Here is a 23558-nt window from a genome sequence, read left to right as displayed (position 1 = left end):
GATAGAGATGCAGCTATCAAGAAAGGCGCGACGGACCAAGACCGTGCTTGTCGCCGGCGGCGCAGGTTTCCTCGGTTCGCATCTTTGCGAGACAATGCTCCAGGCCGGCTGGCGCGTGATCTGCGTCGACAATTTCCTTACCGGCCGCATGGAGAACATAGCATCGATCGCCGATCGTCGGGATTTTCGGCTGATCAAGCAAGACATTTGCCGACCGTTGGAGCTTGGCGAACCGGTTGACCGCATTTTCAACATGGCGTGCGCGGCCTCGCCGCCGCGTTACCAGGCCGACCCGGTCCATACGACGCGGACTTGCGTCATCGGAACACTCAATCTGCTGGAGCTCGCCGCCCGCAATGGCGCCCGGTTCCTGCAGGCGTCCACCAGCGAAATTTATGGCGATCCCGAACAGCATCCGCAGAAGGAAGACTATGTCGGCCACGTGAACTGCATCGGCCCCCGCGCCTGCTATGACGAAGGCAAGCGCACTGCCGAAACCTTGTGCTTCGATTATTTGAGAATGGGAAAGGCCGATATCCGTGTAGCGCGCATCTTCAACACCTATGGTCCCAGGATGGATCCTGCGGATGGACGGATCGTTTCCAATCTGATCATGCAGGCACTCGAGAGACGGCCGCTGACGATATTCGGCGACGGGCTGCAGACCAGATCGTTCTGCTACGTTTCCGATCTGGTCGACGGCTTGATCCGGTTGATGGAGGTCGATCCCAATCCGCGCCAGCCCGTCAATCTGGGCAATCCGGGGGAGTTCACCATCCTGCAACTGGCGAGCCTGGTGAGAGACATGACCGCAACCAAATCGGGCTTGAAATTCCTGCCTCTGCCGCAAGACGATCCTCGTCGTCGGCAACCCGACATTTCCCGCGCAAGGAAGCTTCTCGGCTGGTCGCCAAAAGTGCCGCTCAGGCAGGGTTTGGTGCGCACAATCGGCTATTTTGCCGAGCTTGAGACGGCGCAGATGATCGACAGAAGACGTCGAATTGCCGCCACCGTGCGTTCTGCATCAGGCCGGCTGCAAAACCTGCCGGCCTGAAGGCGGGGAGCGTCTGGCCGCTGCTTGGTCACGACGGAAAGCGCCGTCGTCTCGGATTTGGTCACTTTTTCTCGTCGCGGGAACAACCCGTCCAGCTTCTGGTTCTGTCAAGGTACCGGCATGGAGACGATTGTGCATCCGAAGCGATCCGCCAAAGACATCGAACAAATGGCCGCAAAGGAGACGGCTGCCTTCCTGCGGCGCGCCTCCATCACCTATCTGGAATGTTGTGTTAGCCTGATGATGACGCATCTTCAGCGCGAGGAGGTAGCGGCCATCCTCGAAAAGGAAGCGGATATGCTGCGCCGGCTGGACTGATCCTGGTCGAAGGGCCGCAGCTCCCCTTGGTTCTCCAGGAAACGAAGCAACATCGAGGTATAACGTCTTGCCGCGGCCGCCAGCCGGATCTGTTCCCGATCATCGCCAGATCGTGCAGCCATGCTCCACAAGCCAAGCTGGAAGGCGAGATAGCAGGGCTCGTAGTAGTGGACCAGATTGGCATCGACGGGACGAGACGTAGTCGCCTCGACAGCTTTGCACAGTGCCGCAGTCGCTGCGTCGGAGAGGCTGTACTCGACACGGGCGCCGGCAATGTCCCAGGCGATGTCCTGGCAGCCGATCAGATCGTGCGATCGGCAATGATCGAGGGCGTCCGTCTTGACCAGCGTTCCACTGCGCGAAAGGATGAACTCCCACGGATGAAGCCGCCCGTCGATTTCGACCCGCTGCATGGTCTTTGGTGGAGCCTGTTTCGAGAACCAGTTCCGCAGCTCCGCCGCGCGGCTTTCGCCCAAAGCCTCGCTTGTATTCTGCACGGCCATGTCGGCAAGCGCCTCCAGCGAGGCGCCCGGTTGGGAGGCGGGCAGATTGGCTGCGCGCCAGGACAGATAGCGCGCGAGATGAGCGACCACCTTTTCTTTCGAATGCCTTGCCCGCTCCAGCGTTGTACCGTCGATCCAGCGTTCAACGAGAAAGCCGTGGCACAGCCCGGCGATGTCCGGGCCAAAGCCTGCGTCATTCAGCCTCCTGGCAGTCTCGGCCTTGTGCATTCCGATTTCACCGAGGCCGACGAATTTGACCGACCAGTTTTCCCGGCCCGCAGAAGCAAGAAACTTTCGCCGCTCGAAGCTGCGGTGGACGGGTGGCCAATGATCCAGCGAGCCATAGTGCAAGCGACGCCACTCTCCGGCGGATGTTTCGGTCAGGCTGGCCGCTGTGCGGCCGACCGTCCTGGCCACCCAATCCCGCAACGTCGGGACAGCGGATCCAGCGGGGAAAGTCCGTTCGAAATCCGCGGTGTGTTTTTGGCAAACCGTCCATGCCTCACGACTGTCCGCCGATGCCTCGGGACCCGGCCCACCCAAATGACTTGGGAACAGATGGATGCGCCCGGCATCGATATCCAGCGCTTGCAGCCATGCGACGACGGCGTGAAACGAGCTGCCGGACAGGCCCGGGCCCTCATCGACGACAGCGAAATGGGCCGATGGCCTTGTCCTCCAGCCGCCGATCAGTTCCGGATCGGCGGCAAGCCGCCTGCGAAACGGATGACCGGTCGGACGGACGCTGACGGGTGCCGGCGCGCCGATGGCTGCCGCCACCATCGCTGCCAATCCCAGGCCGATGCTGCGGATGCCGATTACGCATGTGTTCGCATCGAGACCCGACTGCCGTGCGGCGACGAAATAGCTCTCCGGATAGAGCGCGTAATGGGCGTAGCCCTCGGCCGTGCCGATGAGGATTTCGCCATCGCAATCGAGTTCGGCCAGCATTCGCGGCACTTCGGCATCGACCGGGCCGTCGATGGCGAATCCGGCCGCCCACGATCTGCCCACGTCCCGGGCCAAGCCGACCAGGAGATTTGCGCCCGCGATCCGCTGTCGGGAATTCCTGTCCATGCCGTTGGCCTCGAATTCAGCATCGGCAAGGCCCTGGACCAGTTCCGAGACCTTGATGAACAGGCCGACCAGGGCTGCGTGGCGTTCGGTCCCACTTGGCATGTCCGCAATGTGCTCGGCCGCTTTGCAGGCTGAGCCGCGAACATGTTGCGCGCTCTGCATTCGCTTGTGGTCGCCATAGACGATCATTGTCCGTCCCGGTTGGCCTCACTGCACAACTCGGCGAGCGCTACTTTGATCCACCATCGGTTGCACGATTTTTGCAGCCGGCAAGGAACAATCAGCGAGGCAGGCGGTTTGGCACGAAGAACTTACCTTCAACAGCATAGGCAGCGGTTTCGTGGGATCGAAGAAAGTTCGGATCGGAATAGTAGGCGTGGGCAACTGCGCCTCCTCCCTTATTCAGGGCATCACCTATTACCGTGACGCAAGGAGCAATGAGCCCATCCCCGGGCTGATGCATGCCGATCTTGGCGGCTACCATGTCAAAGACATCGAGGTGGTCTGCGCTTTCGATGTCGCCAAGAGCAAGGTCGGACGCGATGTGGCAGACGCGATCTACAGCGCGCCGAACAATACTTTCCGCTTTGCCGATGTGGCGCCTACCGGCGCCCGCGTCGAACGCGGGCCGACGCTGGACGGCATCGGCAAATATCTGCGCGACGAGATCGAGGAGGCCGACGAGCCGGTCGCCGATGTCGGCAAGATCCTCGCCGAAAGCGGCGCCGAAATCCTGGTGTCCTATCTGCCTGTCGGTTCGGAGGAGGCAACGCGCTTTTATGCCGAGTGCGCGCTCGAGGCGGGCTGTGCCTTCGTCAACTGCATACCCGTCTTCATCGCCTCGCGGCCGGAGTGGCGCCGGCGCTTCGAGCAGCACGGCCTGCCGCTGATCGGCGACGACATCAAGAGCCAGGTCGGTGCGACGATCGTCCACCGGCTGCTCGCCAACCTGTTCCGCGAGCGCGGCGTGCGCATCGATCGCACCTACCAGCTCAATTTCGGCGGCAACACCGACTTCCTCAACATGCTGGAACGCGAGCGGCTGGAATCGAAGAAGATCTCAAAGACGCAATCCGTCACCAGCCAGATCGACGTTCCCCTGGAGCCCGGCAACATTCACGTCGGGCCGAGCGACCATGTCCCGTGGCTGACCGATCGCAAGTGGGCCTATATCCGGGTCGAAGGCACGACCTTCGGCGGTGTGCCGCTGAATGCCGAGCTCAAGCTGGAAGTGTGGGATTCGCCCAATTCGGCCGGCGTCGTCATCGATGCGGTGCGTTGCGCCAAGCTGGCGCTCGACCGCGGTATCGCGGGCGCGCTGACCGGTCCCTGCAGCTATTTCATGAAATCGCCGCCCGAGCAGTTCACCGACGCGGAAGCCCGCCAGCGCACGCTCTCTTTCATCGCCGGCAAGGACGAGCCGATGCTCGATGCCGCGGAATGACGACGACGTTCTTTCTGGTGCGCCACGCCGCGCACGACAATGTCGGCTGTTATCTTGCCGGACGGATGGCCGGCGTTTGCCTCGGCGAAGCCGGCAAGGCACAGGCCTCGCATCTGGCAGACCGCATGGCACGCGAGGCGATAGCGGCAATCTTCTGCAGCCCGCGCGAACGCACGCAGGAGACTGCCAACCCGATCGCGCTCGCCTGCAATGCCGGAGAGATCGTGATCCGCGAGGAACTCGATGAGATCGACTTCGGCACCTGGTCGGGAAAGACCTTCGAAGAGCTGAACCAGGATGCCGACTGGCGAGTGTGGAACGACCAGCGTCAGCAGGCGAGAACACCGAGCGGCGAGACCATGCTGGACGTGCAGCAACGCGTCGTCTCATTGATCGAGCAGGTCCGCGGCACCTACCAGAACCAGGGCGTCGCACTGGTCAGCCATGCCGACGTCATCAAGGCCACCGTGTGCAAGGTGCTCGGCCTGTCGCTGGGAAACTGCTTTCGCTTCGATATCGACCCAGCGTCGATCACCACGGTTGTTTGGGGGGACTGGGGGTCGAAGCTGATCAGACTCAACGAAGCTGCCTGACGAGGAATTGCCGGATGCGCATGGTCATTTTCGGTCTTACCGTGACATCGTCGTGGGGCAATGGGCACGCCACGCTGTGGCGCGGATTGATCCGGGCGATGGCCGGGCTGGGCTGGTCTATCACCTTCTTCGAACGCAACACTCCCTATTATGCCGGGACGCGCGACCTCGACCAGTTGGATGGCGGCAACCTCGTCCTTTATCAGGATTGGGAGGACATCCAGCGCGTTGCCGAGCAGGCGATGAATGAGGCCGATGTGGTCATCGTCACCTCCTATTGCCCCGATGCCGTGAGCGCGTCGCGCCTTGCCCACCAGGCCTGTCGCGGGCTGAAGGTGTTCTACGATCTGGATACGCCGGTGACGCTGGCGCGGATCGAACAGGGTGAGCCTCCGGCCTATTTCGGGCCGGAAGGGCTTCGCGATTTCGATCTCGTGCTGAGCTACACGGGAGGAACCGCGATCGACGCATTGAGGTCGATGCTGGGTGCGCGCCGCGTCATGCCGCTCTACGGCCATGTCGATCCAGAGCGACACCGGCCCGCCCCGCCCAGGCCGGAGTTTGCCGGCGACCTTTCCTATCTCGGGACCTATGCGGCAGACCGCCAGGCCGGGGTCGAGAGGCTGCTGGTCAGTCCGGCTGCGCGCCTGCCGGAGCGCCGCTTCATCATTGGCGGCGCACAATATCCGCAGGAATTCCCGTGGAGCGACAATATTTTCTTCGTCCGGCATCTGCCGCCGGCCGACCACCCCGCCTTCTTTTCATCATCACGGCTGACGCTGAACGTGACCCGCGAGGCGATGGCCGAAAGGGGCTGGTGTCCTTCCGGCCGGCTGTTCGAAGCCGCCGCTTGCGGTGCCGCGATGGTGAGCGACACATGGCCGGGACTGGAGTCCTTTTTCCGGCCCGGCGAAGAGATCGTCGTGGCGAACAGCACCGACGACGTGGTCGCCGCGCTCGACCTGTCCGACGCCGAGCTTGACGCTATCCGCCGCCGAGCGCGCGAGCGGGTGCTGGACGAACACACCTCGGCGCGGCGCGCGAAGGAATTCGACCGCATCCTGTCCGATGCACTGCACGGCTCCACGCATGGCGAGCCGTTGAAGGAGGCAGTTTGATGTTGGGCATCGTGCCCGCAGCCGGACGGGGAAGCCGCATCCAGCCGCTCGGCTTTTCGAAGGAGCTTCTGCCGGTCGGCAGCCGCATCGACGGCAACACCGAGCGGCCTTGCGCGGTCAGCGAATACCTGGTGCGCCGCATGGTGCGCGCGGGGGCCGACAAGATATGTTTCGTCATCGGCTCGGGTAAGTCGGATATCCTCGAATATTATTCTGCCGGCTATGCCGACGCGACTGCGCTGTTTGTGGTGCAGCCCTCTCCGGTCGGCCTTTGCGACGCCATCTTCCGTGCCGCACCGCTCGTCACAGCCGATGAGACCGTTCTGGTCGGGTTGCCCGATACGATCTGGTTTCCCGAAGACGGCTTCCTTGCCCTCCCGGACGACGGCCTGTCCTTCCTGCTGTTTCCGGTGGACCAGCCGGAGTTCTTCGACGCCGTCGTTGTCGACCAGGACAGCCGGGTGAAGCAAATCCAGGTCAAGCAGCAGAATGCCCAATCGAACTGGATCTGGGGTGCGTTCAAGATGCCCGGCCGCACCCTTCACCAGCTCGCCGCGCTGTGGCGGGAACGGGACCGGTGCGACGAATATATCGGCACGCTGGTCAATGCCTATCTCGCCGCCGGAGGCGATGCCTATGGCATCAAGGCTGGCACCGCCTATGTCGACGTCGGCACCTTCAACGGCTACCGCACCGCACTTCGCCTGCTTGAAAGCGCCGCCGGTACCAAGGACGACCAAGTCGCCATTACGCTGCCCGGCAACCAGCACGTCCCTGTCCTCGCAGGCGAAGGAGGCTAGCCATGCTGCATTCCGATGCCGAAATCCGCCGCCGTATCGATGCGCTCGGCCCATGGTTCCACAATATGGAACTGGCCGGCATCGAAACCGCTCCCGACCATTTCCTTGGCAACTATCCGCTGATCAAATGGCGCAAATTCGCGGACGCGATTCCCGCCGATCTTTCCGGCAAGGCGGTGCTCGACATAGGCTGCAATGCGGGTTTCTATTCGATCGAGATGAAACGCCGCGGCGCCGGCCGCGTGCTTGGCATCGATTTCGATGAGGCTTACCTGGCGCAGGCGCGCTTTGCCGCTGAGGTGGCGGACTGCGACATCGAATTCCGGCAGCTCTCGGTCTACGACGTTGGCGCCCTGCATGAGCGGTTCGACATCGTGCTGTTCATGGGCGTGCTCTACCATTTGCGCCATCCCTTGCTCGCACTCGATCTGATCCGGGAGCACGTCGCCCGGGACCTGATGATCTTCCAGTCGATGCAGCGCGGCAGCACCAACGTGCCGGCGCTCGAGCAGAATTATCATTTCTGGACCCACGACCTGTTCGACCGGCCGGAGTTCCCAAAGCTGCATTTCATCGAGCATCGCTATGCCGACGACCCGACCAACTGGTGGATTCCCAATCGCGCCTGCACCGAAGCCATGCTGCGCAGCGCCGGCTTCGAGATCGTCCTGCAACCGGAGCAGGAGGTCTATTTCTGCCGCACCGCCGACGTGCCGGCCGGTGGCGGCGTCGTCTACCCGTCGAAAGGACAAATAAATGATTGAAGCCGCGATGATCTGGAACGAGCCCAACAACAAATCCCACTGGGATCCCGAGCTCGACCCCGACTGGAGCCGCTTCGCCAACATGGCAACCCTGGCCGCCGACGCGATCGCGTCGGAGAATCCGGCCTTGACCAAGGTCCTTGGCGGCATCTCGCCGATCGATGCCGGTTTCATGACACGGATGAAGGAGTTCGACGTGCTCGATCATGTCGATGCTGTCGCCGTGCACGGCTTTCCGCTCGACTGGAACCTCTGGCAGATCCACGAATGGCCGCAGAAGATCGGCGAGATTTCGGCTGTCACCGATCTTCCGGTATGGGTCAGCGAGGTCGGCGTGTCGACCTTCGGCGCCGAGGAGGTACAGGTCTGGGGCCTGCGCCGGACCGCGGAATTGCTGATCGGCAACGCACCGCGCATCCAATGGTATAGCCTCTACGACCTGCCGCGCGAGTGGGAAGCGACGACGCGCCATCGCGAGGCGGAAGGCTCGTCTTACTACCGCCATTTCTACATGGGCCTGCTCCGCCAGGACGGCACGCCAAAGCCCGCGCTCGAGGAGTTCCTGCACCACACGCCGGCAATGGGACTGGTGCAGTGGTTCCATTTCGAAGATCACCGGCTGGGTGACGCCGTCGCCTGGATGAAACGGCTCGGCGTCACCAATCTGCGCACCGGGCTTTCCTGGGCCGACAGCTTCAGGCCGAACGCACTTGACTGGTTCGACCGGCAGATGGAGGCTTTGGCCGACTTCGACGTGACGGTTACTTTCTGCTTCACGCCGGAACACCGCGGAATGATGCCGCACCACAGCAGTCCGCCGCTGGTGCCGGAGGAATTCGCCGATTTCTGCGCGGCAATGACGCGCCGATATGCCGGCAGCATCGCTGCCCCTTCGGTCGGCAGGCTGCGCGCCTCCGCAGCGTGAGGAGCTTCGGCTCTCCAGCCATGATGCTCACCGTCCTCAACGTCGCCTATCCCCTCGCCCCGGTCGGGCCGGATGCGGTCGGTGGTGCCGAGCAGGTGCTGTCGATGCTCGACCAGGCGCTCGTACAGGCCGGACACCGCTCGATCGTGATCGGCTGCCAGGGCTCGAGCGCTGCGGGTGTCCTCATCGAGACGCCGGCCGAACCGGGCGTGCTCGATGAAGCGGCGAAGCGCCGGGCGCAGCGTTCTCATTGCGCCGCAATTGCTACCGCACGCGCTCGCTGGCCAATCGACGTGGTCCATTTGCACGGTATCGATTTCGATGCCTATCTGCCAGGCGACGGGCCGACATTGGTGACCCTGCATTTGCCGCTCGACTGGTATCCTGCCGACGCTCTCAATCCGGCGCGGGAGGATCTGTGGCTGCATGCGGTATCGGCGGCTCAGCAAAGAACCGCGCCGCCGGGCGCCAGGCTGATCGGGCCGATTCCCAACGGAGTGGACGTCGACGCGCTGAGCGAGCCGCAGGCCAAACACGACTTTGCGCTCGTGCTCAGCCGCGTCTGCCCGGAAAAGGGCATCCATCTGGCGCTGGACGCAGCCAACAAGGCCAGCGTCCCGCTGGTCATCGGTGGCAAGGTCTACCCCTATGAAACGCACACAGCGTATTTTCGCGACGAGGTCGAATCCCGCCTGGACGACCGGCGCCGCTTCCTTGGTCCGCTCGGCTTTGTCGCCAAGCGGCGCCTGCTGAACACAGCCCGCTGCCTAGTCATCCCGAGCCTTGCCGCGGAAACCAGTTCGCTCGTCGCCATGGAGGCGCTCGCCTGCGGCACCCCCGTGGTGGCCTTCCCGAATGGCGCACTGCCGGATGTGGTCGAGCACGGCAAGACCGGGTATCTGGTCGGGGATGTCGACGAGATGGCCGAAGCCATCGCTGCCGCACCCAGCCTGGACCCCGAGACGTGCCGGGCCGAGGCGCGGCGGCGCTTTTCACTCGACCGCATGGTTTCCTCCTACATGGACGCCTATCGGGCGCTGGCACGGCTCGGCACAGACAGCGAGCAGCTCGCGACGGCAAAGTGAGCGCGACATGCTCCGCAGTGAGATCATAGACGATCCGGCGGACCTCGAAGCCCTCGAGCCGCACTGGTGGGAACTCTGGTCGCGCAGTCCCTCGGCGACGCCGTTCCAGTCTCCCGCATGGTTGCTGCCATGGTGGCGAACATTTGCTCCCGGCGAGCTAGCGACGGTCGCCATCTGGCGTGGCGACGATCTGGTCGGCCTGGCGCCACTCTATCTGGAACGCCACGACGCCGGCGCGCGATTGCTTCCGCTCGGCATTTCGTTGAGCGACTATCTGGATGTCCTTTGTCTTCCCGAGATCGCCGAACCGGTCGGCGCAGTCATCGGTGGCGCCGTTCTTTCCGTGGGCTGGTCACAGTGGATCTTGCAGGACCTGCCTCCCGGCGGCGCCGGCCTTGCCATCAGGCATGCCGCGCTCGAATCGTGCCAAGCCGTCGGTCACGCCGCTTGCCCGGTGCTCGCCCTCGCCGGCGACCAGACGCTTCAAGGCTGTGTTCCGGCGCGGCGGAGGCGCCAATTGCGCCGCGCCCACAGGGCCGCGTCGAGACGCGGCAGTGTCTCCATCGAACCCGCTTTGTCCGATCCGCAGACATTCCTCGACCACCTGATCCGCCTTCACCGCGCGCGCTGGGCCGGACACGGCGACGGCGTTCTGTCCGATTCCCGCGTGGAAGCATTCCACCGTCAGGCGCTCCCGCAACTGGTGGCACAGGTGCTTGCCCGATGCTGGCTTATCACGATCGGTAACGCGATCGTGGGCGCCTATTACGGGTTCCATCATCGTGGCCGCGCTTGCGCTTATCTCGGTGGCTTCGATCCGGCCTATGCCGAGGAAAGTCCCGGCGCGCTGCTCATCGGCCAGGCGATAAGGCAGGCGATCTGCGAAGGCGCGGAAGAGTTCGATTTTCTGCGCGGACAAGAGGCCTACAAGTACAGCTGGGGCGCCGTAGACCGGTGGACGATGCGCAAGATCTGGACGCGGAGCAAAGGGCGATGAGCGCGACCCAACCGGAATCTCGGCGGTCGACATCAGCAAGGCGGGTGCTGGAGGATTGCATGGCAGACGGTGCCGGCGTCGAAGCCGTCATCGCAAGGCTGGCTCTCCGTTTCGAGACAGGAATCGATGCTGCAGAATTGGCGAAGATTGCGCAAAACACGCACTCGGCTGACCCGCGAAACACGGCAAAACTGCAACGGATTGCGGACCTGCTTCGGCGCAGGCCCGAGATCTTCGCCACGCTGCGCAAAACAGGCGGTGCTGTTCGGCACGAGCGTGGCGAGGACGAGACCGACGATGCGGTCGTCAAGCGGCTGGCGGCCGGGTTTGACGCGGCGGCGGCGATCTCCCCGGCGGCGAGCGTCCAGCTGTCATCGCTGGGCAATGAGGAAAAGCTCTCTGCCGCTACGGCTGAGATCGTTGCCTGGCTGGAGAGGCGAGGCTTTACCGGCAGTGACCGCGACATACTGGATATCGGCTGTGGTATCGGTCGGTTCGAACAGGCGCTCTCCGCTCTGTCGCACCGGATCGTCGGCAGCGATATATCCCCTGCGATGATCTCGATCGCCCGCCGGCGATGCGCCGGGCTCGGCAATGTAGAATTCCGCCCTGCGCGCGGTTTCGATCTTGCCGATTTTTGCGATGCCAGCTTCGACCGCGTGCTGGCCGTCGACAGCTTTCCCTATCTGGTGCTGGCCGGCCTTGCGGAGCGACATTTCGTGGAAATCGCGCGCGTGCTGAAGAGGCCGGGCATGGCCGCGCTTTTGAATTATTCATATCGCGGATCGCCGGCGCTGGATCGCGCCGATGTCCATAACTTCGCCAACGCAAATGGCATGCAAGTCCTCGTCGACGGCGAAAAGCCGTTCCGGTACTGGGACGGCGATGCCTTCCTGCTTACGCTTTCCGACGGAACATTGCGGCCCAACGATGGTTCGGATGCCGAACGGGAAAAGCCGCTATTCGACAGTATGAAGGAGGACAAGATGGCGTCCGGCAGCAAGAAGCACATCGGTCGCGGCAGTCACGGCAAAGGCGCTGGCGCTGGCGCAATGACCGATCTTCCCAAGGACAAGATCGGCGAGAACGCTGTTTTGTCCAACAGAGACAAGAAGCAGCACACCAAGGAGCGCGGGCTCGACGGCAATCGGGTCAAATCCGAGCAGTACCAGGATCATTCAGCGGATCGGCGGCCTGAAGACTGATCGTTGCGGCAGCATGCGAGCGTGCAGCCGGTGAGCAATTGAAAGGCGGCGAGAAGCCAACCGCTGACGAAGCTGTGCAAGGACCGATGCCGGTCGCATGGACGCCCTGCAAATTCTTGCAAACTCGCACTGTTGCCACCAGAGTGAGGTGAAGGAACCAACATTTGCCAAGAGAACGCGATGTCTCGCTCAAGGGAAGATTCCGGCAGCAGGCGTGCCGATCTGACGATAGATCGGGAAATCGCTTCCTTGCTTGCGGCCATCGAGCAGGAAAGGGTTCCTGACCGGCTGACCAAACTTGCGATCGAATTGCAGCATGCGCTTATCGAAAGGCGCTTGCGCGAAACCAGCAACTAACGTGACGTGTATTAACGGCGCCTCTCGGCTTCGAAGTCCAGTTGTCCTTCGGACAGATAGCTGCGCCTTTCCATCAGGGTTTGCGAGGAACTTTCGCCAAGGTATTCCAGCACGCCGGCGCGTGCCCTGTTGAGCCGGCTCTTCACGGTTCCCACCGCGCAACCGCATATTTCGGCCGTTTCCTCATAGCTGATGCCCAGAACGCCTATCAACATCAGAACCTCGCGCTGGTGCTCGGGAAGGCTCTGAATGGCCTGGTGGACCTCCTTGCCCTGTACGGACCATTCCTGCGTCGCTTCCGAGATCGGCCGCAGCGAAGCGCAGTCGAGTAGGCCGGGCGCTTCCCTCACCGCGGCCCTGACACGCGTGTAGTAGGTGTTGCGCATGATCGTGAAGAGCCATGACTTCATGCGCGTTCCAGCTTCGAACTTGTCAATGTTGGCCAGGCCCTTGGTCAGCGTCTCCTGGACCAGGTCGTCGGCATCATCAGGAGTGCGGCAGAAGGTGCGGGCGAAAGCCCTCAAAGCGGGTATGAGGTCGACGATGGAAACTTCTTCGGTTTCGCGAGTCGCCAAGGCGTAGGCTGTAGGTGGCAATGGTCCAGCTCCCGTCCAGAATGAGTTCGTGAGCGCAGACCAGTTAAATGCATTGGGCGAAAGATCGTTCCGGCTGGCGAAAATCACCCGGATCGGGAACCGGAGCGGCTTGGCTGGGCAACCCAGCCGGCGGTGATATTTTTGACGGAACAACCACCGGTATCGCGGAGTTGGAATCCAGGCCGTCCGAAATTCCGGGGCGCCGCCATTGGCGTGTCGAAACGCGATTTTCGCAGCGAGCCTGGGCCGCCACCTCAAGGACAGTCCGCCACCTCAAAACAGGAGGAACCCATGACAGGAAACAAGCACGCCAAAGGCAAAACGCCGGCCGACAGCGACCTTGCCAACGATCCCGGCATCGGCAGTTCCAAGGGCACGATCAAGGAGGGCGACCGGCTCGATCAGGGCGACAACACGTTCGAAGGCGATGTCGAGAACGACACCACGCCTCAAGGCGGTATCAATCCCCGGCAAAAGATGCGGACCAACAAATGATGCCAGCATCGGCCGGCGCACGATCGAACAAACCCGCTGCAACCCGTGCAGCAATCCCGCGTTAAAGAGCATGGGCCTCGCGTCCGCCCAGCGTTGATGCGACAGGCTCTTTCGCGGAGACACAGATGACAAAAAAATCGTTTGGCCGCCCCGTTCCAATTCTCGTCGGCCTTGGTTTCCCTCGCCATGTCGAAAATATTTGGCAGGCCTATGACGTCTTGAACGAATGGCCGAGTCGCGGCCCGGCGCACAAGGCGGCGTTCGACGCCTGTCGCGCCGGGCTGGCTGACGAGGTCGATGCCGAGACCGTGCGCGCGGCGTTCGAAGCATTCGCCCGCAAGGCGGGCATTCTGGCGCACGATGTCGCCGCCGAAATACCAGCAGGCACCAATCCCACTGCGGTTCGCGACGTCGGCTAAAATGCCCAGCAGGCCATGTGACCCGCTGACGCTAATTTATATCAAGGGTGGTTGAATCGGGAGGACCGCCATGCTGGAGATAAAGTTCGATGCTCCGGTTTGCATCTACTTCGGCAAGCCGGGACGATCGCGAATGGTCAGCTCCATTTTCGAGGCTTCTTACTGCCTCAAAAGCGAGAAATGGCCTGCCCGCAATGCCCCGTTGTCGCTGATGGCGGCAGATGCATTGGCGGCGCCCAGATCGGCCAGGCGGCAGCGGAAGCCCGCGAAGCATTTATCGACGCGGCTTTGGAAGCGAAGATACTTGTCGAAGGCGAGCCGCATGACACGCATGCCCGGACAGCCTTCATGCCGGACGGCGGGCGAACCGGCAGGCTGCTTCCCCGCAGAGCCGTTTATCGCGAATGGCTGGCTTCCTCGGCCTTTTTCTCCCGCTGCTGCCTGAGGACCTCGTCGGTTCCGACCAGCTTCTTCGATCCTCCAGGGATCGCGGTGGAAACAACAGCCGGCGGGTCGCTTGCGGGGAAAGAATCCTCCAGACCCGCCTGCAGCTGGTCTTCCAGCGTCTGCGGCTCTTCCGAGCGGCCAGGGGTCCTTCGGGTGTCTACATTCTCCAGCGGCTGTGTCATGTCCGGTGAAGACCTGACTTCTCGAATCGAGCCATAGAGCTGTTCGATGGCAAATTCCTTCATTGTGTCGAAATCGGCCTTTTCGTCACGCGATGCCTCGATTTGGTCGACCATGGTCTTCTCGAACCGTTCGAGGCTCTCGCTTCCACACGCTCGGCAGAGACGCACCAGCGCCTCGCGCAGTATGAGCGGCGCAAAGTGCGCCGTCGCCTCAAGCCTGAGCTGCTGCAAACGCTCCGGGGTAGCGGCTTGGAACTTCGACATGCTCGACCTCTTCGCCTTGTGGAGCATGTCAACGAAAATTGTCGGCGGATGTTCCATCGGCGGCCGCTGCATCGCTCGATCCTCAGCGGTGCGCGCCACCACCGACTGCCATGCGGATACCGAGACAGACGACGAAGCAGCCTGCCACGCGCTGCTGCCAGAGCCTTACCTTCGGTCGTCTCATGATCCAGGCCCCGAGCGTACCGGATGCGAGCGCATATGTGCCCAGCACCAGCACACCGGTTATTTTTTGGCTGCCGCCGAGCAGCAGCAATTGCAGTGTGACCGATCCCCGCGCGGGATCGACGAACTGTGGAAGGAATGCCACCATGAAGGTTATCGGCCAGGGATTTATCAGATTGGCGATCATTCCTTCGCGTGCGGCCACAAGCGGCCCGACACTGCGCGGCTCCTCGACGGCGACGCCGGCCGACGGCAGCAGCACCAGACGCGATCCAAGCCAAACCAGATAGGCTGCGCCCATCCATCGAAGCATGGCAAAGACAACGGGCGATGCCTGGAGCAGCGACGATATGCCGAGGGCAAGGAGTGGCAGCTGGACCATGCCGGCGCCGATGGTCATTCCCAGGACGGTGAACAGGGCAACGTCACGGCCCTGCCCGATGCCACGCGCCATCACCAGCAGACTGTCAGGCCCCGGGGGCATCTGCATCAGAATGACCGTCCCGAGAAAGGCCGCCCACGAGGCAGGATCCATGCCGCTACTTCGCCCCGGTTTCGTAGGAGGCCTTCGCGCCGTCCTTCAACCGACCGGCATCTCGCATCATCTTGAGCGCCTCGTCCCTGGTCAGGCCGCACCTGCGGGCAAAGAAATTGACCTCATAGGCCTGCTCGGCCGACAGGCCGTCCTTGGCATGCACTCTGCGCTTGTGTTTGCGTCCGCTCATACATGCTTGATCCCGTGAGACTTAGCGTCCCCAACTCACATCGGGCCAACCGGTTCCCCACTGCTTCGTCGCTGCGCAGGCTTTTCAGGCGCCGTCGGGCCGGCCGACCTTGTCCTTGAGTTCGTTCAGGAATGCGAGCAGCGCGTCCTCAGGATCGTCGGCCTCTTCGGTCAGCATTTCGATGCCCCAGTGGCCGAGAACAGCCTCCTGGACGATGCTCGGCTGCGACATGAAGATAAAGGATTTCGGGCGGCTCTTCTCGTAGCCCGACCGCCGCCAGGTCTGCCAAAGCCTGTGCAATAGCAGACGGATGTTCATATCAGACATGCTGTAGCCGATGAACAGGATGGTGCGCCCAAGCGCGTCGGCGCGAAACTTCGCGTCGAGCGGCGAATCGAACGAAAGCCGGTCGAAATAATCGGTCTCCGCCAGGACCAGCGATTTGTCGTCGTCGAAATCGCCGTGGAATTTGATGATCTGCGTCACCTCGCCGGTCGTCTTGGGCAAGTCCTTTGCATTGGCCACCTTCACAAAGGGCCGGCCATGGATCTCGAAGGCTACCTCGAGGTTGCGATCATAATTGGTGGTGTAGATGATCGGAAAATCGAGCGATACGATGAGCTTGTGGATTGCCGACCGCTGCACTTCTTCCCGCGAGACGCTCCATTCACGATCCATCCAACTGCGCAAAGGGCCGAGGCTCCCCTGCTTCAGCCGGTAGTATTCGGCAAGGGCCTGATAGCTGGCCTCCGGTGCGCCGATCATGTCCTCGTGAAGGCCGAGCTCGTTTTGCATGTGCTCGATGAGCTTTTGCCAGGACGGCAAGCCGACGCTCATCGACACCCCGGCTCCAACGAACAAGATAGCTCGTCGCTCTTTCACCGATTGAGCCAGTTGCTCGACTGCAGACAGCATTCGACACAACTGCGATAGGTGCCGCTCCGTTCCAGCCGAGCCAGGACCACTGCCGGAATAGAATTACTTCCGACTTGAGTGCGGACACTCGGATCGGCTGTCCCGAGCGCCCGGCCCCCGACTTTTGGCCAACCGAATCCGACATTTATTTCGTTGCATTTGGCACTTCTGCGCCGCTCACGCGTTGGAGAGTGTTCAACAAACACGGCGCAGCTGCAGCTAATGGAGCTCTGCGCCAACGTCGGCAACTCGACAGCAAATGAGGCAAGCGCGACTGGTGGCGGCGAAAAATAGGGTGCCTGGCAAAAGGGGAAAGAGGCCAATGGCTGCAATACTGGGATGGAGGCTGCTGGCGGGGTTTGCACTGATAACCGCGGCGGTTGCTCAGCCAGCATCAAGCCCTGCGATAAATCCGCCGGCCGCAGCTGCTCCGCCCGACGACGGCCAGTGGGCGATGCCGGCAAAGAACTACGCCTCCACCCGCTACAGCGAACTTGCGGAGATCACCGAAGACAACGTCAAAAACCTGCAGGTGGCCTTCACCTTCTCGACCGGCGTCAACAAGGGCCAGGAGGCTGCGCCCTTGGTCGTCGGCAACACGATGTACATCGTGACGCCGTTTCCCAACATCCTCTATGCGCTTGACCTTACCAAGCCCGGCGCGCCGATGAAGTGGAAGTTTGAGCCCAATCCCGAGCCCGCGGCGCAGGGCGTTGCCTGTTGCGACGTGGTCAACCGCGGTGCAGCCTTCTTCGACGGGCGCATCTATTTCAACACGCTCGACGGCCATGCCATCGCCGTCGATGCGGCCACCGGCAAACCGGTCTGGAACACCCATATCGGCAACATCAATATCGGCGAGACCATCACCATGGCGCCGCTGGTGGTGAAGGGCAAAGTGCTGGTTGGCAATTCCGGCGGCGAAATGGGCGTACGCGGCTGGATCAAGGCCCTCGACGCCGGCGACGGGCACGTCGTCTGGACGGCCCACAATACCGGCCCGGACGCCGAGGTGCTGATCGGCCCCGATTTCAAGCCGCATTACGACATGGACAAGGGCAAGGATCTCGGCGTGACGTCGTGGCCGCCCGACGCCTGGAAGATCGGCGGCGGCAATGTATGGGGCTGGATCTCCTATGACCCGGACCTCAACCTGATCTTCCATGGCACCGGAAATCCCGGTCCGTGGAACCCGGATCTGCGACCTGGCGACAACAAATGGACCGCCGGCATCTTTGCCCGCGATCCCGACACAGGCGCAGCCAAATGGTTCTATCAGTGGACCCCGCACGATTTGCACGATTACGACGGCATCAACGAGCAGGTGCTGCTGGACATGACCTGGCAGGGCAAGCCCCGCAAGGTGCTGGTGCGGCCGGAACGCAACGGCTACGTCTATTTGTTGGACCGCACCACGGGCGAGGTCCTGTCGGCAGTGCCGTTCGGGCCTGTCAATTCCAGCAAGGGCGTCGACCTGAAGACCGGCCGGCTGATTGTAAATCCGGACAAGAAGACCGGCACCGGCAAGGTCGTCCGCGACATCTGTCCCACCGCATCTGGCCTCAAGGACTGGCAACCTTCGGCGTTCTCGCCAAAGACCGGCCTGCTCTACATTCCGCACAATAACATGTGCATGGACGAAGAAGGCGTCGAGGTGAATTACATCGCCGGCACGCCCTATGTCGGCATGAACGTGCGAATGATTCCCGGGCCGGGCGGCAATCGCGGTGCTTTCACCGCCTGGGATGTCGCCGCCGCCAAGCCGGCGTGGAGCCTGAAGGAGAATTTTCCGGTGTGGAGCGGCGCCGTCGCCACCGCCGGCAACGTCGTGTTCTATGGCACTATGGAAGGCTGGTTCAAGGCGGTCAGCGCCAGGACCGGCGAACTGCTTTGGCAGTTCAAGACGTCGTCCGGCATCATCGGCCAGCCGATCACCTATCGCGGCCCGGACGGGCACCAATATGTCGCGATTCTTTCGGGCGTCGGTGGCTGGGCCGGCGCGATCGTATCCGGCGATCTCGACCCGCGCGACGCCACCGCCGCGCTCGGCTTCGTCAACGTCATGAAGGATCTGAAGGATGTAACCACGCCGGGAGGTACGCTGTATGTGTTCCGGCTGCCTTGAGACGATCGGCCGAGTTGCGGGGCCACGGAGAACGCGTTCGCGGCGGTTAGCCGTCGCGGTTGGCGCACTGGCACTCTCGCTCGTTGCCGCCGTTGCCAATGCGCGCGAGTTGAGGATCTGCGCCGATCCCAACAACATGCCGTTCTCCAATGCCGCCAGGCAGGGCTTTGAAAACAAGATCGCCGAACTCATCGCCCGGGAGCTTGGTGCGACTGTTTCCTACACGTGGTGGGCACAGCGGCGCGGCTTCGTCCGCAACACGTTGAAAGCTGGCTTGTGCGATCTTGTGCCCGGCACGCCCGCCAATCTCGAGATGCTGCGCACCACCGCGCCCTACTACCGGTCTTCTTATGTGTTCGTGACACGCCAAGATGTGCCCGAAATCACGTCCTTCAACGATCCTCGCCTGCGCGATCTGCACATCGGCGTCCAGCTGATAGGCGACGATGGCGCCAACTCGCCCCCCGTCCAGGCGCTTGGCCGTCGTGGCATCGTCGGCCATCTCATCGGTTTCCCCGTCTATGGCGACTATTCGGCGCCGAACCCGCCAGCACGCATCATTGAGGCGGTCGCGAATGGCGACATCGATATGGCCGTCGTCTGGGGACCGTTGGCCGGCTACTTTGCAGCCAGGCAGAAGGTGGCGCTGCGGATCACGCCGGTTTCGCCGCGCGTGGACGGCCCGCAACTGCCGATGATCTTCGACATCTCGATGGGCGTGCGCCGTGGCGACGATACGCTGCGCAGCGAGGTGAACGCCGCCCTGACCAGACACCGCGCCGAGATCGACGCGATCCTGGCGACCTACCAGGTGCCCCGCCTCGATCCTGTCGGAGCGCCTTGAAATGAAGCGCGGTCTTCCCTTGCTGGTGTTCGCGATCCTCGCGGTTTCCGGGTGCCAGCGTGAGGAACGCGACACGCGTCCACAGTCGGCGTTCGGCTCGGGCGACCAACCGGCAGCCGTGACGGCCCTCGAGCCGGGCGGCCAACGGCCGGCCTCGTCCGATACCAAGGCCGGCGTGTTCGAGGCCAACGCCTTCCACCTCAGCGAGGGCAAGCGTCTGTTCAACTGGTTCAACTGTTCCGGTTGCCATGCCAATGGCGGTGGCGGCATGGGCCCGGCCCTTATGGACAAGAAGTGGCTCTATGGCAGCTCGATCGAAAGCATCCACGCCACGATCAGGGACGGTCGGCCAAACGGCATGCCGAGCTTCCGCGACAAGATCCCGGACGACCAGATCTGGGAGCTTGCCGCCTTCGTCCGCGCGTTGAGCGGCAACGCGCCAAAATCCGCTGCGCCGAGCCGCGACGACGACATGATGCCCCATCCATCCGAAAATCGCCTGCCGGATGCCGCGACTCTGGGGAAGTCGCCGTGAACCGCCTTGTTTGCAGGGTGTGCTGCGGCGCAGCCTGCATGCTGCTCCTTGCAGGATGCAGCGGCTGGCAATCGGCGCTCGACCCAAAAGGCCCGGCCGCGGGTGAGCTTGCGTGGCTGATCTGGTTCTTCACCGCGCTGTGCACGGTGGTCTGGCTTCTAGTGCTGGCTGTGCTGATCATGCCATTGGCCCGGCGCGCGGCGCCGCTCGGCGATCCGCTTGTACTCGACGCTGCCGCCGAGCGCAGCAAGATGCGAATTGTCGTCGCCGCACTCGCCGCTACCGCCCTGATCCTGGTAGGCCTGACCCTGCTGAGCTACTTCGCCAACCGGACGCTCGCTGCTATCGGCTCGGATGCGGCGCTGACGATCCGGGTGACCGGGCATCAATGGTGGTGGGAGGTGCGCTACGAAAATGATCAGCCGAACCGCATTCTGACGACCGCCAATGAAATCCACATCCCGGCGGGCGAGCCGGTGCGGCTTGTAGTGACCTCGACCGACGTTATCCATTCCTTCTGGGTCCCGAACCTCTCGGGCAAGCTGGACCTCATTCCAGGCCACGAGAACGTTCTCGATCTGAAGGCGGACAAACCCGGCGTCTATCGCGGCCAGTGCGCCGAGTTCTGTGGCGCGCAGCATGCCAATATGAGCACCTTCATCATCGCCGAACCTCGGCCTGTATTCGACGCCTGGCTGAACGATCAGCTGCGGCCGGCGGCCGCCCCCGTGTCGGCCGAGGCCAAAACCGGCCACGACCTGTTCCTCAAACGGCCATGCGTGATGTGCCACAAGATCGGCGGCACCATCGCCGGCGGTACGGTCGCTCCCGACCTTACACATATCGCAAGCCGGCGGACGCTCGCTGCCGGAACGCTGGCGATGAGCCGGGGCAATCTCGCAGCCTGGATAGCCGATCCGCAAGGGATCAAGCCAGGTGCCCACATGCCCGTGGTGGGACTGAACGGGGACGAGCTGAATGCAATCGTAGCCTATCTCGAGGGCTTGAAATGAGTAGCGCCGACCTGGCCCATGGGCGTGACCTCGCCCAGCAACGCGCCGCAGCACAAAAGGGTGACCTAGCTCCCGAACGCGACGGTCCTCGCGATACCGGCCTCGACGACGCCAGCCTTGACGGCTGGTTGGCGCGGACATGGCAGACGGCGCCAGGCATCATCGGTGCGCTCTCGAGCGTCGACCACAAAATTGTCGCGCGGCGCTACCTGATCACCGCTTTCGTCTTCCTGTGCCTCGGTGGCCTCAGCGCCGTTGCCATGCGCATCCAACTGTCGGGGCCGGAGCGTGGGCTGATCGGGCCCGACCGCTACAACCAGCTGTTCACCATGCATGGCGTGACCATGATGTTCCTGTTTGCAGTGCCGATCGTTCAGGCGACCGGCATCTACCTCGTGCCACTGATGGTCGGCACCCGCAACATCGCCTTTCCGCGCCTCAATGCATTCAGCTTCTGGATTTATCTCTCCGGTGGCCTCTTCGCTTGGGTGTCGTTTGCACTCGACATGGCGCCCGACGTCGGCTGGTTCTCCTACGTGCCGCTGTCCGGTCCTGAATTCGGGCCAGGCAAGCGTTCCGACGTGTGGGCGCAGATGATCACTTACACCGAAGTGTCATCGCTGGCGGTCGCGGTCGCCACCATCGTAACCGTGCTGAAGCAGCGTGCGCCGGGCATGTCGCTCGATAAGATTCCGCTCTACGTCTGGGCGATGCTGGTCACCTCTTTCGTAATCGTGTTCGCCATGCCAGCGGTCATGATCGCGTCGACGTTCCTGATCCTCGACCGGCTGGTCGGCACCCATATCTTCAACCCCGCCGAGGGTGGCGACGTACTGCTCTTCCAGCACCTGTTCTGGTTCTTCGGCCACCCCGAAGTCTACATCATTTTCCTCCCGGCTACCGGCATGGTGTCCTCGATCATCGCCGCTTTCGCCCGGCGTCCGGTATTCGGCTATCTGGGCATGGTACTGGCCTTGATTGCGGTCGGCTTTTTGTCGTTCGGCCTGTGGGTCCACCACATGTTCGCAACCGGCCTGCCGAAGCTCGGCGCGAGCTTCTTCACCGCCTCGAGCATGTTGATCGCCATCCCGAACGGGCTGCAGATCTTCTGCTGGCTGGCGACATTGTGGGACGGACGCCCGATAATCAGAACGCCGCTGCTGTTCGTGTTCGGCTTCTTCTTCACGTTCGTTGCGGGCGGCCTGACTGGCGTGATGCTGGCGTCGGTGCCATTGGACCTGCAAGTACACGACACCTATTTCGTGGTCGCGCATTTCCATTACGTGCTGATCGGCGGGTCGGTGTTCCCGCTGCTCGGCGCGACCTATTTCTGGTTCCCCAAGATCACCGGCCGGATGATGAGCGAACGTCTCGGACGCTGGCACTTCTGGCTTGCCTTCCTAGGCTTCAATGCGGCGTTCTTTCCGATGCACATTGTCGGCCTGTGGGGCATGCCGCGGCGGGTCTACACCTATCCGGTGGAACTCGGCTGGGGCAACATCAACCTGTTCATCACAGCCGGCGCGGTCATCCTGTTCCTAAGCTTCGTTCTGTTCACTACAAACCTGGTGTACAGCGCCTCGAGGGGCGCCCCGGCCGGGGACAATCCCTGGAATGCCGGCACGCTGGAATGGGCGACGAGCTCTCCACCGCCGAGCTATAATTTCGCCCGGATTCCGGTGGTTACCCACTCCGAGCCGCTCTGGGCCGAACACGACGCGCTGCCGGTTGCGACCGGGCTTCGCGTCGACGTTCGCGAGCTTGTTGTTTCGACGGTGGCAGAGGCGCATGCCGATGTACGCGAGAAGTCGGCGACGCCATCGATCTGGCCATTGTTCGCCGCGCTCGCGATCGGCGCCACCTTTCTTTATTCGATTTTCAGCCCGTGGGCGGTGATTTGGGGGGCCGGACCGATCGCCGTCACTCTGATCGGCTGGTTCTGGCCAAAAGGCGATCCGGAGGATGAGGAATGAAACAGCGCCCGTTCGCGGACATTTCCGAACTCCCGACCTTCGGGCTCGGACCACGCAGCCCGACCTGGTGGGGCACCCTCGCCTTCATGGCGCTCGAGGGCATCGGTTTCGCGCTCGCCGCAGGCGCCTATCTTTACCTTGCCTATCTGTCGCCCGAATGGCCATTGGGCGTGCCGCCGCCCAACCATTGGCCGGGCACCATCGTCACGCTGTTGCTGCTCGCCAGCGTGGTGCCCAATCACATACTGAACCGCTACGCCGAAGCCTGTGCCATGGTGCCTGTGCGCATCGGCCTGATCGTCATGTCGCTGCTCGGTATTGCACCGCTTGTCGTGCGGTGGTTCGAATTTCCGGCCCTCAACATTTATTGGGATACCAATGCGTACGGCTCAATGCTGTGGGTGCTGCTCGGCCTTCACACAACGCATCTGATTACCGACGTCGGCGACACGCTGGTGCTGACAGTCCTGATGTTCACGCGCCATGGCTATAGCGGCCGGCGTTTCGGGGACGTTGGCGACAACGTCTTCTACTGGGATTTCGTGGTCGCGACCTGGATCCCGATGTATCTGTTGATCTACTGGATGCCGAGGCTTGACTGA

The 23558-nt window shown here is 62.6% G+C and carries 27 protein-coding genes and 1 pseudogene; 20 read left to right on the top strand and 8 right to left on the bottom strand.

Annotation, left to right across the window (positions count from 1 at the left end; all coding sequences use genetic code 11):
• The first annotated feature begins 7 nt into the window (after window positions 1-7).
• Window positions 8-1054, top strand: coding sequence for a UDP-glucuronic acid decarboxylase family protein (locus tag NKI58_RS08270; RefSeq protein WP_352853114.1), 1047 nt, complete (start codon window positions 8-10; stop codon window positions 1052-1054).
• Window positions 1055-1078: 24 nt separating this feature from the next.
• Window positions 1079-1372, top strand: a complete 294-nt coding sequence (locus NKI58_RS08265) for a hypothetical protein (protein WP_031211608.1) — start codon at window positions 1079-1081, stop codon at window positions 1370-1372.
• Here NKI58_RS08265 and NKI58_RS08260 read toward each other — a convergent pair.
• The gene (locus NKI58_RS08260) at window positions 1309-3141 is read right to left on the bottom strand and encodes a hypothetical protein (protein WP_352623184.1); all 1833 of its coding nucleotides are present in this window, start codon (window positions 3139-3141) and stop codon (window positions 1309-1311) included. The two genes, NKI58_RS08265 and NKI58_RS08260, sit on opposite strands and share 64 nt — an antisense overlap.
• A gap of 151 nt (window positions 3142-3292) precedes the next feature.
• Here NKI58_RS08260 and NKI58_RS08255 point away from each other — a divergent pair, with 151 nt between their 5' ends.
• The 10 genes and pseudogenes from NKI58_RS08255 (at window position 3293) to NKI58_RS08210 (ending at window position 11883) form a co-directional block, all read left to right on the top strand.
• Entirely contained in the window at window positions 3293-4396 is a 1104-nt protein-coding gene (locus NKI58_RS08255; protein WP_352623183.1) for an inositol-3-phosphate synthase, read from the top strand.
• Window positions 4393-4989, top strand: coding sequence for a histidine phosphatase family protein (locus NKI58_RS08250; RefSeq protein WP_352623182.1), 597 nt, complete (start codon window positions 4393-4395; stop codon window positions 4987-4989). Before NKI58_RS08255 ends, NKI58_RS08250 begins: the two co-directional genes overlap by 4 nt.
• Before the next feature lie 14 nt (window positions 4990-5003).
• Window positions 5004-6107 carry a CgeB family protein gene (locus NKI58_RS08245; protein WP_352623181.1) on the top strand — a complete coding sequence of 368 codons (1104 nt, stop codon included), beginning with the start codon at window positions 5004-5006 and terminating at the stop codon, window positions 6105-6107.
• Window positions 6107-6907, top strand: a complete 801-nt coding sequence (locus NKI58_RS08240) for a nucleotidyltransferase family protein (protein ID WP_352623180.1) — start codon at window positions 6107-6109, stop codon at window positions 6905-6907. The genes NKI58_RS08245 and NKI58_RS08240 overlap by 1 nt, the downstream gene beginning before the upstream one ends.
• Window positions 6908-6909: 2 nt before the next feature.
• Window positions 6910-7671: a TIGR04290 family methyltransferase gene (locus tag NKI58_RS08235; RefSeq protein ID WP_352623179.1), complete on the top strand. Its 762-nt coding sequence runs from the start codon at window positions 6910-6912 to the stop codon at window positions 7669-7671.
• Window positions 7664-8596, top strand: a complete 933-nt coding sequence (locus NKI58_RS08230) for a glycoside hydrolase 5 family protein (RefSeq protein ID WP_352623178.1) — start codon at window positions 7664-7666, stop codon at window positions 8594-8596. Before NKI58_RS08235 ends, NKI58_RS08230 begins: the two co-directional genes overlap by 8 nt.
• Window positions 8597-8616: 20 nt before the next feature.
• Window positions 8617-9681, top strand: coding sequence for a glycosyltransferase family 4 protein (locus tag NKI58_RS08225; RefSeq protein WP_352623177.1), 1065 nt, complete (start codon window positions 8617-8619; stop codon window positions 9679-9681).
• A 7-nt stretch (window positions 9682-9688) separates the two neighbouring features.
• Window positions 9689-10678 (top strand): GNAT family N-acetyltransferase, encoded by a 990-nt coding sequence (locus NKI58_RS08220; protein WP_031211613.1) that lies wholly within the window; start codon window positions 9689-9691, stop codon window positions 10676-10678.
• A pseudogene (locus NKI58_RS08215) lies at window positions 10675-11439 on the top strand (class I SAM-dependent methyltransferase); the annotation flags it as partial. The gene NKI58_RS08220 and the pseudogene NKI58_RS08215, both read left to right, overlap by 4 nt.
• Window positions 11440-11664: 225 nt before the next feature.
• The gene (locus tag NKI58_RS08210; RefSeq protein WP_023676213.1) at window positions 11665-11883 is read left to right on the top strand and encodes a hypothetical protein; all 219 of its coding nucleotides are present in this window, start codon (window positions 11665-11667) and stop codon (window positions 11881-11883) included.
• 189 nt (window positions 11884-12072) lie between these two features.
• Here NKI58_RS08210 and NKI58_RS08205 read toward each other — a convergent pair whose 3' ends face one another.
• A complete protein-coding gene (locus tag NKI58_RS08205; RefSeq protein ID WP_352569237.1) occupies window positions 12073-12201 on the bottom strand; it encodes a hypothetical protein in 129 nt (42 codons plus the stop codon).
• Window positions 12202-12251: 50 nt separating this feature from the next.
• A complete protein-coding gene (locus tag NKI58_RS08200) occupies window positions 12252-12815 on the bottom strand; it encodes a sigma-70 family RNA polymerase sigma factor (RefSeq protein ID WP_023676143.1) in 564 nt (187 codons plus the stop codon).
• A 312-nt stretch (window positions 12816-13127) separates the two neighbouring features.
• On the opposite strand from NKI58_RS08200, the gene NKI58_RS08195 reads away from it, so the two are divergent.
• Window positions 13128-13331 (top strand): hypothetical protein, encoded by a 204-nt coding sequence (locus NKI58_RS08195; protein ID WP_023676144.1) that lies wholly within the window; start codon window positions 13128-13130, stop codon window positions 13329-13331.
• 125 nt (window positions 13332-13456) lie between these two features.
• Window positions 13457-13750, top strand: a complete 294-nt coding sequence (locus tag NKI58_RS08190; RefSeq protein WP_023676145.1) for a DUF982 domain-containing protein — start codon at window positions 13457-13459, stop codon at window positions 13748-13750.
• A 159-nt stretch (window positions 13751-13909) separates the two neighbouring features.
• On the opposite strand, the gene NKI58_RS35510 is transcribed toward NKI58_RS08190, so the two are convergent.
• From NKI58_RS35510 to NKI58_RS08165, 5 genes are all read right to left on the bottom strand, one after another.
• Entirely contained in the window at window positions 13910-14074 is a 165-nt protein-coding gene (locus NKI58_RS35510; RefSeq protein WP_352784937.1) for a hypothetical protein, read from the bottom strand.
• A gap of 71 nt (window positions 14075-14145) precedes the next feature.
• On the bottom strand, window positions 14146-14643 hold the full coding sequence (locus NKI58_RS08180; RefSeq protein WP_352623175.1) for a hypothetical protein: 498 nt from the start codon (window positions 14641-14643) through the stop codon (window positions 14146-14148).
• 82 nt (window positions 14644-14725) lie between these two features.
• The gene (locus NKI58_RS08175; RefSeq protein WP_352641024.1) at window positions 14726-15316 is read right to left on the bottom strand and encodes a LysE family translocator; all 591 of its coding nucleotides are present in this window, start codon (window positions 15314-15316) and stop codon (window positions 14726-14728) included.
• Window positions 15317-15365: 49 nt separating this feature from the next.
• On the bottom strand, window positions 15366-15551 hold the full coding sequence (locus NKI58_RS08170; protein ID WP_352623173.1) for a hypothetical protein: 186 nt from the start codon (window positions 15549-15551) through the stop codon (window positions 15366-15368).
• A gap of 84 nt (window positions 15552-15635) precedes the next feature.
• The gene (locus tag NKI58_RS08165; protein ID WP_502897040.1) at window positions 15636-16466 is read right to left on the bottom strand and encodes an SIR2 family NAD-dependent protein deacylase; all 831 of its coding nucleotides are present in this window, start codon (window positions 16464-16466) and stop codon (window positions 15636-15638) included.
• Between the two features lie 322 nt (window positions 16467-16788).
• Between NKI58_RS08165 and NKI58_RS08160 the strand changes: the two genes are divergently transcribed.
• The 6 genes from NKI58_RS08160 to NKI58_RS08135 are packed head-to-tail and all read left to right on the top strand — an operon-like array spanning window position 16789 to window position 23558.
• On the top strand, window positions 16789-18591 hold the full coding sequence (locus tag NKI58_RS08160; protein ID WP_352593703.1) for a methanol/ethanol family PQQ-dependent dehydrogenase: 1803 nt from the start codon (window positions 16789-16791) through the stop codon (window positions 18589-18591).
• Window positions 18572-19435, top strand: a complete 864-nt coding sequence (locus tag NKI58_RS08155; RefSeq protein WP_352593704.1) for a substrate-binding domain-containing protein — start codon at window positions 18572-18574, stop codon at window positions 19433-19435. Before NKI58_RS08160 ends, NKI58_RS08155 begins: the two co-directional genes overlap by 20 nt.
• A gap of 1 nt (window position 19436) precedes the next feature.
• The gene (locus NKI58_RS08150) at window positions 19437-19970 is read left to right on the top strand and encodes a c-type cytochrome (RefSeq protein ID WP_352593705.1); all 534 of its coding nucleotides are present in this window, start codon (window positions 19437-19439) and stop codon (window positions 19968-19970) included.
• 38 nt (window positions 19971-20008) lie between these two features.
• Window positions 20009-20983: a cytochrome c oxidase subunit II gene (coxB, locus tag NKI58_RS08145; RefSeq protein WP_352502165.1), complete on the top strand. Its 975-nt coding sequence runs from the start codon at window positions 20009-20011 to the stop codon at window positions 20981-20983.
• Window positions 20980-22956: a cytochrome c oxidase subunit I gene (ctaD, locus tag NKI58_RS08140; protein ID WP_352623172.1), complete on the top strand. Its 1977-nt coding sequence runs from the start codon at window positions 20980-20982 to the stop codon at window positions 22954-22956. The genes coxB and ctaD overlap by 4 nt, the downstream gene beginning before the upstream one ends.
• The gene (locus tag NKI58_RS08135) at window positions 22953-23558 is read left to right on the top strand and encodes a cytochrome c oxidase subunit 3 (protein WP_352593707.1); all 606 of its coding nucleotides are present in this window, start codon (window positions 22953-22955) and stop codon (window positions 23556-23558) included. Before ctaD ends, NKI58_RS08135 begins: the two co-directional genes overlap by 4 nt.

Origin of the sequence: Mesorhizobium sp. M0522 (assembly GCF_040321085.1) — a bacterium.
Taxonomy (GTDB): Bacteria; Pseudomonadota; Alphaproteobacteria; order Rhizobiales; family Rhizobiaceae; genus Mesorhizobium.
This window is presented reverse-complemented; position numbering and strand designations above follow the sequence as displayed.

Bases quoted from the DNA above. Each gene is read 5' to 3' on its own strand.
- NKI58_RS08270 (WP_352853114.1), top strand. From the start codon at position 8: ATGCAGCTATCAAGAAAGGCGCGACGGACCAAGACCGTGCTTGTCGCC.
- NKI58_RS08260 (WP_352623184.1), bottom strand. From the start codon at position 3,141: ATGATCGTCTATGGCGACCACAAGCGAATGCAGAGCGCGCAACATGTT.
- NKI58_RS08250 (WP_352623182.1), top strand. From the start codon at position 4,393: ATGACGACGACGTTCTTTCTGGTGCGCCACGCCGCGCACGACAATGTC.
- NKI58_RS08245 (WP_352623181.1), top strand. From the start codon at position 5,004: ATGCGCATGGTCATTTTCGGTCTTACCGTGACATCGTCGTGGGGCAAT.
- NKI58_RS08240 (WP_352623180.1), top strand. From the start codon at position 6,107: ATGTTGGGCATCGTGCCCGCAGCCGGACGGGGAAGCCGCATCCAGCCG.
- NKI58_RS08235 (WP_352623179.1), top strand. From the start codon at position 6,910: ATGCTGCATTCCGATGCCGAAATCCGCCGCCGTATCGATGCGCTCGGC.
- NKI58_RS08230 (WP_352623178.1), top strand. From the start codon at position 7,664: ATGATTGAAGCCGCGATGATCTGGAACGAGCCCAACAACAAATCCCAC.
- NKI58_RS08225 (WP_352623177.1), top strand. From the start codon at position 8,617: ATGATGCTCACCGTCCTCAACGTCGCCTATCCCCTCGCCCCGGTCGGG.
- NKI58_RS08220 (WP_031211613.1), top strand. From the start codon at position 9,689: ATGCTCCGCAGTGAGATCATAGACGATCCGGCGGACCTCGAAGCCCTC.
- NKI58_RS08210 (WP_023676213.1), top strand. From the start codon at position 11,665: ATGGCGTCCGGCAGCAAGAAGCACATCGGTCGCGGCAGTCACGGCAAA.
- NKI58_RS08205 (WP_352569237.1), bottom strand. From the start codon at position 12,201: ATGCTGCAATTCGATCGCAAGTTTGGTCAGCCGGTCAGGAACCCTTTC.
- NKI58_RS08195 (WP_023676144.1), top strand. From the start codon at position 13,128: ATGACAGGAAACAAGCACGCCAAAGGCAAAACGCCGGCCGACAGCGAC.
- NKI58_RS08190 (WP_023676145.1), top strand. From the start codon at position 13,457: ATGACAAAAAAATCGTTTGGCCGCCCCGTTCCAATTCTCGTCGGCCTT.
- NKI58_RS35510 (WP_352784937.1), bottom strand. From the start codon at position 14,074: ATGCGGCTCGCCTTCGACAAGTATCTTCGCTTCCAAAGCCGCGTCGAT.
- NKI58_RS08180 (WP_352623175.1), bottom strand. From the start codon at position 14,643: ATGTCGAAGTTCCAAGCCGCTACCCCGGAGCGTTTGCAGCAGCTCAGG.
- NKI58_RS08175 (WP_352641024.1), bottom strand. From the start codon at position 15,316: ATGCAGATGCCCCCGGGGCCTGACAGTCTGCTGGTGATGGCGCGTGGC.
- NKI58_RS08170 (WP_352623173.1), bottom strand. From the start codon at position 15,551: ATGAGCGGACGCAAACACAAGCGCAGAGTGCATGCCAAGGACGGCCTG.
- NKI58_RS08165 (WP_502897040.1), bottom strand. From the start codon at position 16,466: ATGCTGTCTGCAGTCGAGCAACTGGCTCAATCGGTGAAAGAGCGACGA.
- NKI58_RS08160 (WP_352593703.1), top strand. From the start codon at position 16,789: ATGGCTGCAATACTGGGATGGAGGCTGCTGGCGGGGTTTGCACTGATA.
- NKI58_RS08155 (WP_352593704.1), top strand. From the start codon at position 18,572: ATGTGTTCCGGCTGCCTTGAGACGATCGGCCGAGTTGCGGGGCCACGG.
- NKI58_RS08150 (WP_352593705.1), top strand. From the start codon at position 19,437: ATGAAGCGCGGTCTTCCCTTGCTGGTGTTCGCGATCCTCGCGGTTTCC.
- coxB (WP_352502165.1), top strand. From the start codon at position 20,009: ATGCTGCTCCTTGCAGGATGCAGCGGCTGGCAATCGGCGCTCGACCCA.
- ctaD (WP_352623172.1), top strand. From the start codon at position 20,980: ATGAGTAGCGCCGACCTGGCCCATGGGCGTGACCTCGCCCAGCAACGC.
- NKI58_RS08135 (WP_352593707.1), top strand. From the start codon at position 22,953: ATGAAACAGCGCCCGTTCGCGGACATTTCCGAACTCCCGACCTTCGGG.